Here is a 12,351-nt window from a genome sequence, read left to right on the forward strand (position 1 = left end):
TCGCCTCGGCAATACCCATACAGTCGCTGCGGCGAGCACATTGATCTGGGTTAGTCGGATGCAACAAACCCGCAGCGCTAAAGTTGCCAGGATTGGCCTGACTGACTGCCATGCTGTCCGGCCCGCCGTCGTTCGAGAGGCCGGCGCTAGCACGAGGGAACGATGCCACTGACGATCAACGGAACCGATCACGACTTCATCGGCGATCCCCGGACCACTCTGCTCGACTACCTGCGGGACGAATGCGGCCTGACCGGTACCAAGAAGGGCTGCGATCACGGTCAGTGCGGCGCATGTACTGTTCTGGTCAATGGCCAGCGCATCAACAGCTGCCTGACTCTCGCGGTCATGCACGAAGATGATCAGGTAACGACGATCGAAGGCTTGGGTACCGCGTCAAACCTTCACCCGCTGCAAGCGGCGTTTGTGCGGCACGATGGCTATCAGTGCGGTTATTGCACGCCGGGCCAAATCTGCTCTGCCAAGGCGATGATCGATGAGGCCGCAAGCGGCTGGCCGAGCTTTGTGACTGCCGATCTTTTCGAGCCCGTAAAGCTCACGACAGACGAGATACGCGAGCGCATGAGTGGTAACCTGTGTCGCTGCGGGGCCTATTCGAACATCGTCGACGCCGTCACAGAAATCCTGGAGACAAAGCGATGAGGGCTTTTACCTATAGCCGCGCCGCAGCGGTAGCGCATGCCTGCCAGCAGACGCGTGATGGTGCCCGCCTCATCGCCGGCGGGACCAATCTGCTCGACTTGATGAAGCTGGAGATCGAGGTTCCCGAGGTAGTCGTCGACATCAATCGGCTCGACCTCGCAAATATCGCGCAATCGGGTGCCGGCCTGCGCATCGGTTCGCTGGTCACCAATAGCGCCTGCGCCGCCCATCCAAGAGTTCGTGGGCATTATCCGGTGCTTTCCCGCGCGATCCTTGCCGGCGCGACTTTTCAGCTGCGCAACAAGGCCACCACCGGCGGCAATCTGTGCCAGAGAACACGGTGCTACTACTTCTACAATCGCGATCAGGCCTGCAACAAGCGCGATCCCGGCAGCGGTTGCAGTGCGCTTGAGGGCGCAAATCGCATCCACGCGATTCTCGGCGCCAGCGAGGACTGTATCGCGACCTATCCCGGTGACATGGCCGTCGCCCTGGCCGCGCTCAATGCCGATGTCGAGGTGACCGCGCCGGACGGATCGGTGCGAAGCATACCGGTGCGCGAATTCCATCGTTTGCCAGGCGACACACCGGATCGCGACAACGTGCTGGAGCGGGGCGATGTCATCACGGCAGTGACGCTTCCCGCCCCGGTCGGCGGCACACAAATCTATCGCAAGGTGCGCGACCGGGCCTCCTACGCCTTCGCGCTCGTGTCTATTGCCTGCGTGCTGAAGATGGACGAAGGACGGATCGCCAGCGCCGCCCTCGCCTTCGGCGGTTTGGCCCACAAGCCCTGGCACGATTCCGACATGGACGAACTGCTTACCGGCAAGGCACCATCCGACACGCTGTTCGAAGCCGTCGCCGATCTGCTGCTCGATGGTGCCCGCGGTTACGGCCAGAACGATTTCAAGATTGGCATGACGCGCCGGGTGCTCAAGGCGGTGCTGCGCGAAGCAACGGGGATGCAGGCATGACGCGCTCCTACATCATGGATGAACCCGACGAGCGCAATCGCCTCGACGCCATGGCACAAGGGGTTATCGGCCGCCCCCTTGACCGGCCCGAAGGTCCGCTCAAGACGTCGGGCACGGCCACATACGCTGCGGAATACCGTATGAACGGCCGCATCGAGGGCGTTCTGGTCACTGCGACCATTGCCAAGGGAGAAGTAACTGTCTTCGATGAGGCATCTGTGCGTGATTTGCCGGGCGTGATCGCGGTCATCAGCGACGATCGCATGACTGCCCGGGCAGCCCAGGGCGGCGCAGGCAAGTCCCCGGTGCGCAAGGTGCGGGAGGTCCGGTACTACGGCCAGCCAATCGCGCTGGTGGTCGCCGAGACATTCGAGCAAGCCCGCCACGCCGCCAAGGCGCTGCGGATCGAATATCGCGAAGATGCCGCTGCTCTGGTGGACGCGCAGGATGACGCGATTGCCTTCGAGCAGTTCGAGGAGCCCATCATCCAGGGCGACCTCGACAAAGCCCTCAACGAAGCTGCGCATACTGTCGATGTGACATACACGACGGAAGGCCACAACAGCGCCGCGATGGAACCACACGCCAGTATCGCCGATTGGGATGGCAAGATACTCACGCTCCATTCCAGCTTGCAGATGCTGCGCTTCAATCGCAAGGAACTGGCCGACGCCCTGGGCATCGATCCGGAACAGGTCCGGCTCGTTTCGCCATACGTCGGCGGCGGTTTTGGCTCAAAGCTTGGCATCAGCCCGGAGGGTGTCGCCGCAGCGGTGGCGGCGATCCGACTGAAGCGACCTGTCCGTGTTGTCATGCTGCGCCAACAGGTTTTCCAATGCGTGATGCGCCGCTCCGAAACACGGCAGCGCGTGCGCCTTGCCGCTGATACGCAAGGCCGACTGAATGGTTTTGGGCACGAGGCCTGGGTTACCAACCTGCCGGGCGAGGAGTTCGCTGAGCCGGTGTTGCAGGCGAGCGAATTCCTCTACGCTGGCGAGAACCGGGTGCTTGATTTGCAACTCGGTCGCATCCACCGCGTGACGGCAGGGTCCGTGCGCGCGCCTGGTGAAGCGGTCGGCATGCAGGTGCTGGAAGCGGCGATGGATGAGCTGGCGGAGGCGATCGGGATCGATCCCGTTGAACTCAGACTGCGCAACATTCCCGAGAAGCATCCCAGCGAGGGAACTCCCTATAGCTCTCGCAAACTGGAGGAATGCCTGCGCCGCGGCGCAGAGCGCTTCGGATGGGACGCGAGCCCCCGTAAACCATGCCTTCGGCGCGAGGGCGAATGGTGGGTCGGCACCGGCATGGCCACGGCAGCGCGCGTGCATAATCTCAACGAAGCCCATGCCCGCGTCACCCTGCGGTCAGATGGGACCGCCGAAGTCGCCAGCGACATGACCGACATCGGCACCGGCACTTATGCGATTCTTGGCCAGATTGCCGGCGAAATGCTCGGGCTCGATCCTGCTGTTGTCACGGTGCGGCTTGGTGATACCCGCTTTCCGCCAGGCTCCGGCTCCGGGGGGAGTTGGGGGGCGTGCTCCACCGGTTCGGCAGTCCTCGAGGCCTGCGAAGGCGTTCGCGCTGCGCTGGCAGCGAAGCTGGGCTGCGAGGAGGCAGCCCTCAAACTGAAGGATGGGCATGCTTTCTCAGGGGCCGACAAGGTCGCTCTTTCTGATCTGCTGGGGGGCGTAGATGTGGTCCAGCTCGGCCATTTCAAACCCGGCAAGATTACCGAAGCGTTCTCCGCTGCCATGTATGGCGCGCTTTTTGCCGAAGTCGGGGTGAATGCTTATTCGGGAGAGGTGCGGCTGCGCCGTTTTACGGGAGCGTTCTCCCTCGGCCGGGTGCTCAATGCGAAGACTGCCACGTCGCAGTGCATGGGCGGCATGGTTTGGGGTATCGGCAGTGCCTTGACCGAAGGGCTGACCTTCGATCCTCGAGATGGACACATCGTCAATCCAGATTTCGCCGAGTACCACATTCCGGTGAACCTCGACGTCCCGCACCTCGACGTGCTTCTGGTCGAAGAGCGTGATCCCGCTGGCAGCCCGCTGCAAGCAAAGGGCGTCGGCGAGCTCGGCATCTGCGGCGCCGCCGGTGCCATTGCGAACGCCGTCTACAACGCGAGCGGCGTACGGGTCCGCAGCTTTCCGATCACGCCGGACAAGGTGCTGGTCGGTTTACCGGAAATCTAAGCGGAAGAGGAAGCCGTGATGCCTCGCGAACGAAGCTTCACAATAGCCGGGAGTGTGCCGCATGGCGGCGTGGGGTCCGTGGCCTTCTGTCAATTCTGGGCGTCGCGCACAGGCGTCGGGGAGCCCCAACATGTGGGTTACTCTCCCCTCCGCATTCCGAAGCCGATGGCGAAGGATCTTCGGATCGTTGATGACACAATGGTCTCGGCGGGATGTCCTTGCCGATACGAACGATTATTCGGCTCGAGGACGCGGCGCTGATCCTTCATTCACCAGTCGCTTTCACACCGGAACTGAAATCCGCGCTGGCGCAGCTGAGATCTGTGCGCCATCTCGCGGCGCCCACAACGCACATTGGACCCTTCTCGCGGACTGGCAGCACGCTTTTCCCGAGGCGACGACATGGGCCGTGCCGGGTCTATCCGATCGCCTACAGGTGCGCGTATCGAAGGTGCCCAACGATCGAAAACGGGTAGATGTCCCACCACCGGACTGGCGGGGCGAGGTCGACCAGGGCCTACTGCGTGGCGGCTCGGTCTTTTGCGAATGCTACATGTTTCACAGGTCGAGCCGGACGCTTATCCTGTGCAATGCGGTTCAGGATCTGGAGTCGGAAAAGCTGCCGCCGTTAACCCGTGTCATCGCGCGGCTAATCGCCCCACACAACAGTGGCGGCGGCAACTAGCACACAATTAGTGACGCTCAACACCGCTGCCCTACATCGAGATTGTAGGGGTGGTGAGAAGCGCAGGCCGCTGCCGATCGTTCCTTGCCAACGGGCCGCCGGATCGCCTGTAGTGTTACTTGGTTGCGCCTTCAGCGGCGTCGCCGGCTTTGTCTGCGGCATTGCTCACGCTGTCGGCGGCGTTGGTAATCGCGTTGTTCTTCGCGGTTTCGCTGCCAGTGAGTTGGCTCACGAAGAAAACGCCTGCAATCACGGCCAGCAGCACGGCGATTGCGATGACGACACTAGCGCCGGAGCTGCGGCGAGTTTCGACGACGGTGGTCGTGTGCGACGGATTGCGATCAGCCATTTACCTCACCTCACATTGTTGTCTGTACTGCCGTCAACTCCGCCAACCCGCATCGGTTGCACGCGGGCTTTTACATGAATGCCACTCGGGATGGATTGGCCTTTCCACAACCTCCCTCCGCCGAGCGACAACGCCGTTATCCCGCGACAACGCTCTTCGAAATCCGATCAGTATGGAAGGGCTGCCACCGGGTGCGCCACACCCAGTCGTCAGCTGCGTAAGGGAGCAAGTTGCCGGTGAACATTGATGAGCGACGCTCGGTACGCCTGCATGACGCGAGTCGCCCATTGAGCCTGTTGGTTCACATCGCTCGGCTCATGGTCCGCGTCGGCGGCGGCGACGATCTGGGTAGATCGAGTGGAGGCACGTTCGGTGGTCATAGGGCGTATTTGTCGTGTCGTATCATTTTTGGGTGGCGTGAAGTTGTGGCATTCCGGGCCGGAAAATGCCGAGGACACAAATCAGTTCCGAGTTTAGTCTTGTCGCTTCAGCGCAAGGGCATGAAACGAGGCTCGCGCGCGATGAATGTTGTTGCAGGGACTCGCGCCAGCCTTATCCCCTCCATGCCCACGTCATTATCGCGGACTCGTAGTCGCGGTTCGATAAGGCATCACACGCTCTTGATGCTCTGTGCGTCCTGGCCGTCGCTCAGCAAGCCGCGGCAAATGCTCGACGCATGAGAAGGACTGTAGTACTATAGAGCTGCAAGTGAGGTTCAAGCTGCGGGGAAGAGCGTAATGGATACAGCGATTGCAAATCGGCAGTTCTTCGCGGGCCGAGACGCGCTTCTTCGCAATCACGGCCATAGTCATGGCGCTCATTAATGTTATCGCTTTTTCTCTGCTGTTCGCGTCTCTTTTGATCGGCGGGGTGGTAAAGCGGCGCGATCGCGAGTGGCATCCACGCCTGATCATATGCGGGATGGCAGCTATCATGGGCCCTTCATTTGGAAGGCTGCTGCCCGCCCCGTTGCTGATGTATTCGATGCTGACGGCAGTCTTCATTGGTATGATCGCATTTCCGGTGGCGGGTATCGTGCGGGACAAACGCCGATACGGGAAGGTGCATCCCGCGTGGTGGCTGGGCCTTGCTTCACTCCTGCTTTTACAACTGGCCACTGAGACATTGGGCCGCAGTACGATCGCCGCGTCAATCTATGAGCATGTGGTAATCGGAACACCCGGTGCGCGCGTCCCGCCGCTCATCTACCAATCCCCGCCGTTCCCGACGTCTTAGTGGTAGTGTCGCCAGCCGCGCGGCTCACCTGTCGGAATGAACGACCCAGTGTGGACGGCTCTCCGTTGGCATGCGGCATATTGAGCTTTGCGTCGTTGGTTGGTGCGGCCGTGTGTCCGACCTGTTAATGCAGCATATGTGCTGCTGGTCATAATGCCATTAGCGCCGCTCGGGTCCCGACCATTTTCGCGTACTCGAGGTGCTGGGGCTAAACATGAGTTTTCCCGATCCGGCGGTTTCAACCGACTTGTGCATTCGCTCCTGTCCGCCCTTCCCAACCTCGTAAGCGCTGAGCGCAATTGCGGCTCGAGGTACCGTTCGTCGTTGCTCATCATCGCCCAGATCATGCGGGCATTCTTGTTGGCGAGCGCCGCGGCGGCAACCTTGACCTTCTTGCGCGCCAGCAACTGCACGACCCAGGGCCGCTTCGACTTATGCGCTCAGCAAAGCGGATCCCAACCCAGACCACGACCTTGGCTAGCACACGGCGTACCTGGCTACCTGAGCCAAGCCGATGGCTTGCGCGACTAATTTTTGGAAAGGAACCGACATGACGTTTTTGGACAAGGCGATCGCTGCGATCACACCTCCGGAAAGCGAAGAGGCGCGCCAGAAAGCACGCCGGAATGCCGAGAGCATTGCCACGCCCGGCGGCTGGCTTAGGAAAATCCTCGATCACCATCGCGGCATTGAGGCGCAGTTCGAAGCGGTGCGCGCTGCCCCCGACGCGCAGAGCCGCCGCGCTGAAGAAAAGGCGCGAAGCCTTCTTCTGACCGGTCACGCGCTCGCGGAGGAAGCAGCGGTCTATCCCGCGCGCAAACGATCATCAGGTCGCCCATGCCGCACTTGCCTATCAGGAGCAGTCGGCGGCGAAGATGGAGCTTGGTCCCCTCCAGCGGACCGATCCGATGAGCCAGGACTATCTCGACAAGCTCGAGCATATCCGCGGCGCGGTTGCCCTCCATATCTACTCCGAGGAAGGCACCTGGTTTGCGCAGCTCGCGGAAGCGCCGGATGCCGCCGAACAGGATCGCATAGTCTGCACTATGACGAGGAGTATCGCCGCTATTCGGGCGCATGACCTGACCGTGGGAATTCCCGCAAAGTCACATTTTCATCGAAAAGGGCCGGACAACGTTCGAGTATTATGAGAATGAGCATCCTATGACGGCCAGCTCGACAGTTCGCCCCACCGCGCCCTTCCACGACAGCGGCGATGACAGAATTGCCTTGGTCATTCTTGATATGATCAACTGCTTCGATTTCGAGGGCGCCGATTTGCTCGCACCCCGCGCCCAGCAGGCGGCAAACGCCATTCGCTTCTTGCGCGATCAGGCCGACGCGGCGCAGTGTCCCGTCATCTACGTCAATGACAATTTCGGGGAGTGGCATTCGGAAGCCTCAAAGCTCGTTCAGCAGGCCATCGACGCAAACAGCCCGACCGCCAGACTTTTGAAGCCGCGTGGTGAAGATTATTTCATTATCAAGCCGCAATACTCGGGCTTCTACTCGACAAATCTCGGCGTGCTTCTGCCAAAGTTAGGCGTAAGGCGATTGATGCTGACCGGCATTGCCGCCGACATGTGCGTGCTGTTCACTGCCGCCGATGCGGCCATGCGTGACTATGCTCTGTGGGTGCCGTCCGACGCCATCGCCGCTGACACTCAAGAAAAGCATGATGCTGCGCTCAGCATAATGGAACGCGCTACCAAGGCCGAGGTCCGGTCTACAACCGACCTCACGCTTGCCGAGTGGGACCGCACCTCGCACGGGGGACAACGAGCCGATTGATCTGCGGAGCCTATCATCCAAAGTCCTGCTGTGCTGGTTGCTTACAAGGCCGGCAAATTAAAAGCGCAGCGTGGCGTCGTCCCGTCGATCCGAAGCGTGCTCCTGCCATGGGCCAAGGGGAGATGATGAACCCTCGTCGAACGGTCTTCAGCTCGCGGCCGCACGTCTCTTACCGCAGTTGATGCTGGCCAGACAGCAACGCGCAGGACATGCCCGTGGTCTGACGCCCGTAAGCGAGCCGAACCCTCGCACCCCAAAAGCCCGATCCTGCGCGCCGCATCACCGCAGGAGCGGCGCAATCGTTGCCAGATCGTTGCGGATCGTAGTCGCTGCGACGCCAGCCTCCCCCATCGCATGGCTGATCTGATCGAGCCCTTTGGTGACGTCGCCCGCTGCGTAGAGGCCGGCGATCGTGGTGCGTTGATGCCGGTCGACGACAAGGCATCCCTCGTCCGTGGCCTTCGCCCCAAGGGTGGTAGCAAGCTCGGATCGGATCGCGGACCCGAGCGCGGGATAAACGGTATCGAACCGCGCCTTTCCGCCAGGGACAGGCACAATAATCTGGTCGCCCTCGATGACCAGAGGTTCGCAAGGTCCGTCCTTGAGCACCACTCGGGCATCGACCAGTCTTTGCCGTTCGATGTCGCTGAGCGCATGATCACCCGCCGGAGAGACGAGCGTGACGTCGCGCGAATACATTCGCAAAAACAGGGCTTCGTTATGGCCGTGGGTCTGTGTGCCTATGACAGCGATGCGCTTGTCCGTTACCTCATAGCCGTCGCAGATAGGGCAATAGCGCAACAGTCCCCGCCGCAGGGCGATGTCATGAATGTCCAGCGCCATTGGCGGACGGTTGTTGACGACGCCCGTCGCCAGCAAGACCGAACGCGCACGCCATCTCCGCGAACCGCTCTTCGCCATGAACCCTGCTTTCGCCCGTGCAAGAGACTCGATGGCCCCCGACACGACGTTGACCCCGAACTCTCCAGCTTGCGCGCGCATCCGCGCGAGCAGATCGGGCCCCGTGATGCCACCGGGAAATCCGGCATGATTGTGGGTCAGGGGTATGAGCGACGCTCGGCTTCCGCCTGCATCCACGATCCGGATCGAAAGTCGAAACCGTGCGAGATAGATGGCCGCCGTCAGCCCGGCAGGCCCCCCGCCGATGATCAAGCAGTCGAGCGGTGGGTCCTCGTCCCTCGCGTCTGAAGCTAAGATCGTCATGATGCGACGTCGCCCAGGCCTGGCGCCCCCGGCAGTGTAAAGGGCGTTTCGCTTAGACTGCGTGCCTGCGTCATCGTATCAGTTTCCGCTCAACGGCGACGGGCGCTGCGGGCCAATCGCCTTCCTTCAAAGATGGGAGCGCCTCGAAGCGATCGAGGGCACAGACCAGTTCGAGTTTCTCGCAGGCGAAGCGGATATCTGCGCGCGCGACCGCTCGGAGAGTCTCTGCGATGCCACCGACGCCGTCCGAGGCCACCACCACATAACTGACGTGCCCCGTCTCGCACGCCACTAGCGCCTCGACCGCCTTGCCCACGGCCCGGCCATCTGCGGTTACGACCGGCATCCCGCTGATGCCCGTGGCGGTGAAAAGATCGGGGTGACGTGATCGGCGACTTGCCGCCTCGGCCGACTTACCGCCGTCCTCATAGGCGCGTTGCCGGCCAAGCCACCGCCAGATGCCGACAATGTTGACGAAGGTCAGGAAAACGTTGGTGGCGAGGAGGTTGGTCTGCCCGGTTGCGAAACCGAGGAGTGACCAGGCAAGAGATCCAGCCGTGAAGATCACGAACCCCCACCCGGTGACACGCGCCCCAAGATTGGCAGCGGTCATCATCGCAGCGATCATTGTGGCGACAGGGGCAACCCAGCCGGCAAGCGTTTCCAGAATGAATTCCTTTTTTCTTGAACGACCAAAATGCGGTCCAATGTGCTGGGCGCCAAACGGAAGCGGAGATTGGGCGAGACACGCGCCTATTCGCCGGTTTGGCTGTGCGGCGCTGCCACCGCTTTGGATTCCGGCGATTCCCGCTGGCGCAGGAAGATAGACAGCACCACCAGAACTGCAGTCGAGAGGAACTCGCTTTGCCAGTTCTGGAAGGATTCGAACCAAAGCTGTGCATCGCCGAGATAGGCCCAGACCGTTGGTGCGACTTCACCATGTTCAATGGCATCCTGGGCGGCGACCCGAGCGCTTTGAGTCCAGTGCATGACGAATGACATCAGGAACAGCCCCGCCAGAGCACTTCCCAGGGACCGCGCATAGAGTGCTCGCCAGAGTGGTCCCCAGCGCAGGATCGCAGGCGCGCCGGGCTTGCCCGCTTGCGTAACAAGGTCTGCATCTCGCCTCGGTTCGTCCGGATCTTTTGACTCGGCGGAACCGCGCTGGATGAAGCAGGCAGTGAGGACGACATAGGTCGCCATCTGCAAAAATTCGCTCTCCCAATTCTCGAACACGCTCGAGAGAAATTCCGGGCTAATCGTATAGGCCAGAAGGCTGAGGATCGGCTGGCTGTGTCTCCGTGCATCATCCATCGCGACGTGCCAGCCCGCAAGCCATTGGCCAAAGATCGAGCCTGCGAACAGGAGTAATAGGACCAGGGTCAGCCCGTTATTCTTCAAGAACTGCATATCGGGCCTCTCTTTCTCCATTCACCGTCGAGACCGCCGGCCGCCCGAGGGCGGGCCAATTAAGCCCTAGCGTCGCCTTGCCGGCTTTGGCCGCGTGCGGCCTCGGCAGCCGATATGAGGCTATGGGCAGTACCGGTCGCAGCATCGGCAGTCATCGTAACCGCCACGCCGTCGGGGCCTTCGAGGATGACAACCCCGGCCTCCGCAGTTGCGACGCCGGGCTCAGTCTCGGGTTGGGGAACAGTATCTGGAATGCTCATTTTTGCGCCTTTCGTGCTTCGCCCGGCGCGAACGCGGGCGCGATGTAGAGATAGGCAGGGTCGAACTCACCGCGACGGGCCAGCTTTTCGGGATCGGGGATTTCGACGAGCGAGGATCGGAACGTGCAGAGCTGCTCCTCGCGTAGCTGCCGCATGATGCGGTTCACATGGACGCTGGTGAGGCCACAAATCTCTGCAAGGTCATTCTGCGTAAGCCCCAGCGCGAAGCGCCTGCCATCGCTCAACCCTGCTGATATGAGCCGCGCGTTCGTTTCTGAAAGGAAATGGGCAACCCGGCCCAGTGCATCCAGACGTCCCAGACGAAAGAGCCAGGCCCGATGAATGGCAGCGTCGATGAGGGTAGCGAACCAGAGTTTGTCGACGAGCGCGGGCATGTCGGTCTTGATCCGGTCGAGCGCGGTATGGGGTACGATCGCCACGGTAGCGGCCGTCATCGTCGCGACATCGTGATCAAGGGTTTTGAGCGGATAGGAATGAAGATCGACAAAGTCGCCAGGCACATGGACCGCCACGAGCTGCCGCAATCCACGACGGTCGTCGATATAGCGTGACATGAACCCTTCGATGAGCAGAGTGCTCTGCTCGAGCCGCTCACCGGCTCGAACGATGATCTCCCGCGGGCCCACTTTTCTGACTTCGGCAATGGCATCCTCGAGCATAGCACGCTCGGCAGGTTCCAAAACGACGCCGCGCCGTTCTCTCAAAAAGCGTTCTGTAACCATGTTTGCCTCGCTCGTTCCTCCGATCGGCGCTGAGCGCGCCGCTTGTGACGCCCCCAAAAGACGGGGGCGCCCAAGGGGTTCCCGGCGAAGCGCGGTCTTCCCGACTACTGCCCGGCCTCCGCCATCAGCTCGGCTTTGCGTTCGGCAAGCTGGACGCCGAGGGCCTTGAGATCGAGGTCGCTGTCCCGGGCTTCCGGGAACATTTCGCTCTCCTCTTCCTCGACATGGTGCGAAACATATTCGCCAAGGACGGTGACCTTGGCATCATAGAGCGACTCGCCTGGTTCCATCGCGCGGATTTCCGCGATCAACTGCTTGGCGCTGGCATGCTCGACTTCGGCTTCATCGAGGAGATCGTCATCATCGATGCCCTCGCGGGCCGCTGGGTAGAAAATCTCTTCCTCGATCTGGGTGTGGACCGTCAGCGCCAGGCAGATACGCTCGGCGAGTGCCTTCTTCTCGGCCGTGTCATCCAGCTTTTCATAGTCCTTGAAATAGCCCTCCACCTCGCGGTGATCGGCCTTCAGCAGCTTGATTGCATCGGCAGGCTTCGCGGCGGCCCTCTGGGTCTTGCGGGCTGTCTTGGAGCCAGTCTTCGGCTTGGCTTCGGTTGTGGTCTTGGTTTCGAGCATGGGATGCTCCTCGTCGCTCGACCTCATGTGGATCGATGTCGTTGGAACAACGGTTCAGCCACCGGTTCGGAACTTCGCTCAGCCAAAAACTAATCTCTATCAGGACGATTTTTGCAGATTTGATAGCTTTGCGGCGGTCGCGTGCTGAGGGTCGCCAACAATCGACCTGACTTAGATTAG

General features: G+C 61.3%; 12 protein-coding genes. 6 read left to right on the forward strand and 6 right to left on the reverse strand.

The features are described from left to right. Nucleotides 1–162: 162 nt before the first annotated feature. The 3 genes from LO787_RS03025 to LO787_RS03035 are packed head-to-tail and all read left to right on the forward strand — an operon-like array spanning nt 163 to nt 3,841. Complete coding sequence (locus LO787_RS03025) at nt 163–663, forward strand: 2Fe-2S iron-sulfur cluster-binding protein (RefSeq protein ID WP_232494401.1); 501 nt, start codon at nt 163–165, stop codon at nt 661–663. Then, the gene (locus LO787_RS03030; RefSeq protein WP_232494402.1) at nt 660–1,640 is read left to right on the forward strand and encodes an FAD binding domain-containing protein; all 981 of its coding nucleotides are present in this window, start codon (nt 660–662) and stop codon (nt 1,638–1,640) included. Before LO787_RS03025 ends, LO787_RS03030 begins: the two co-directional genes overlap by 4 nt. Further along, entirely contained in the window at nt 1,637–3,841 is a 2,205-nt protein-coding gene (locus tag LO787_RS03035; RefSeq protein WP_232494403.1) for a xanthine dehydrogenase family protein molybdopterin-binding subunit, read from the forward strand. The genes LO787_RS03030 and LO787_RS03035 overlap by 4 nt, the downstream gene beginning before the upstream one ends. A gap of 800 nt (nt 3,842–4,641) precedes the next feature. On the opposite strand, the gene LO787_RS03040 is transcribed toward LO787_RS03035, so the two are convergent. Further along, the gene (locus LO787_RS03040) at nt 4,642–4,875 is read right to left on the reverse strand and encodes a hypothetical protein (protein WP_232493377.1); all 234 of its coding nucleotides are present in this window, start codon (nt 4,873–4,875) and stop codon (nt 4,642–4,644) included. Between the two features lie 750 nt (nt 4,876–5,625). Between LO787_RS03040 and LO787_RS03045 the strand changes: the two genes are divergently transcribed. The 3 genes from LO787_RS03045 (at nt 5,626) to LO787_RS03055 (ending at nt 7,902) form a co-directional block, all read left to right on the forward strand. After that, nucleotides 5,626–6,111 carry a hypothetical protein gene (locus tag LO787_RS03045; RefSeq protein ID WP_232494404.1) on the forward strand — a complete coding sequence of 162 codons (486 nt, stop codon included), beginning with the start codon at nt 5,626–5,628 and terminating at the stop codon, nt 6,109–6,111. Nucleotides 6,112–6,986: 875 nt separating this feature from the next. Continuing rightward, complete coding sequence (locus tag LO787_RS03050) at nt 6,987–7,262, forward strand: hypothetical protein (RefSeq protein ID WP_232494405.1); 276 nt, start codon at nt 6,987–6,989, stop codon at nt 7,260–7,262. A 13-nt stretch (nt 7,263–7,275) separates the two neighbouring features. Next, the gene (locus LO787_RS03055; RefSeq protein ID WP_232494406.1) at nt 7,276–7,902 is read left to right on the forward strand and encodes a cysteine hydrolase family protein; all 627 of its coding nucleotides are present in this window, start codon (nt 7,276–7,278) and stop codon (nt 7,900–7,902) included. Between the two features lie 279 nt (nt 7,903–8,181). Here the strand turns inward: LO787_RS03055 and LO787_RS03060 are convergent, their stop codons facing one another. The 5 genes from LO787_RS03060 to LO787_RS03085 form a co-directional block, all read right to left on the reverse strand. Beyond that, entirely contained in the window at nt 8,182–9,126 is a 945-nt protein-coding gene (locus LO787_RS03060; protein WP_232494407.1) for an NAD(P)/FAD-dependent oxidoreductase, read from the reverse strand. A gap of 70 nt (nt 9,127–9,196) precedes the next feature. Next, a complete protein-coding gene (locus tag LO787_RS03065; protein WP_146037351.1) occupies nt 9,197–9,754 on the reverse strand; it encodes a PRC-barrel domain-containing protein in 558 nt (185 codons plus the stop codon). 125 nt (nt 9,755–9,879) lie between these two features. Further along, the gene (locus LO787_RS03070) at nt 9,880–10,557 is read right to left on the reverse strand and encodes a DUF6766 family protein (protein ID WP_232494408.1); all 678 of its coding nucleotides are present in this window, start codon (nt 10,555–10,557) and stop codon (nt 9,880–9,882) included. 235 nt (nt 10,558–10,792) lie between these two features. Then, a complete protein-coding gene (locus tag LO787_RS03080) occupies nt 10,793–11,539 on the reverse strand; it encodes a Crp/Fnr family transcriptional regulator (protein WP_232494410.1) in 747 nt (248 codons plus the stop codon). A 104-nt stretch (nt 11,540–11,643) separates the two neighbouring features. Beyond that, the gene (locus LO787_RS03085) at nt 11,644–12,171 is read right to left on the reverse strand and encodes a hemerythrin domain-containing protein (protein ID WP_232494411.1); all 528 of its coding nucleotides are present in this window, start codon (nt 12,169–12,171) and stop codon (nt 11,644–11,646) included. Between the last annotated feature and the right edge of the window lie 180 nt (nt 12,172–12,351).

The sequence above is a fragment of the Novosphingobium kaempferiae genome, from assembly GCF_021227995.1.
Taxonomy (GTDB): Bacteria; Pseudomonadota; Alphaproteobacteria; order Sphingomonadales; family Sphingomonadaceae; genus Novosphingobium; species Novosphingobium kaempferiae.

What these genes read in the sequence shown, in the direction of transcription:
- LO787_RS03035 (WP_232494403.1), top strand. Translation starts at nt 1,637, where the DNA reads ATGACGCGCTCCTACATCATGGATGAACCCGACGAGCGCAATCGCCTC.
- LO787_RS03065 (WP_146037351.1), bottom strand. Translation starts at nt 9,754, where the DNA reads ATGATCGCTGCGATGATGACCGCTGCCAATCTTGGGGCGCGTGTCACC.
- LO787_RS03040 (WP_232493377.1), bottom strand. Translation starts at nt 4,875, where the DNA reads ATGGCTGATCGCAATCCGTCGCACACGACCACCGTCGTCGAAACTCGC.
- LO787_RS03030 (WP_232494402.1), top strand. Translation starts at nt 660, where the DNA reads ATGAGGGCTTTTACCTATAGCCGCGCCGCAGCGGTAGCGCATGCCTGC.
- LO787_RS03060 (WP_232494407.1), bottom strand. Translation starts at nt 9,126, where the DNA reads ATGACGATCTTAGCTTCAGACGCGAGGGACGAGGACCCACCGCTCGAC.
- LO787_RS03050 (WP_232494405.1), top strand. Translation starts at nt 6,987, where the DNA reads ATGGAGCTTGGTCCCCTCCAGCGGACCGATCCGATGAGCCAGGACTAT.
- LO787_RS03055 (WP_232494406.1), top strand. Translation starts at nt 7,276, where the DNA reads ATGACGGCCAGCTCGACAGTTCGCCCCACCGCGCCCTTCCACGACAGC.
- LO787_RS03085 (WP_232494411.1), bottom strand. Translation starts at nt 12,171, where the DNA reads ATGCTCGAAACCAAGACCACAACCGAAGCCAAGCCGAAGACTGGCTCC.
- LO787_RS03070 (WP_232494408.1), bottom strand. Translation starts at nt 10,557, where the DNA reads ATGGAGAAAGAGAGGCCCGATATGCAGTTCTTGAAGAATAACGGGCTG.
- LO787_RS03080 (WP_232494410.1), bottom strand. Translation starts at nt 11,539, where the DNA reads ATGGTTACAGAACGCTTTTTGAGAGAACGGCGCGGCGTCGTTTTGGAA.
- LO787_RS03025 (WP_232494401.1), top strand. Translation starts at nt 163, where the DNA reads ATGCCACTGACGATCAACGGAACCGATCACGACTTCATCGGCGATCCC.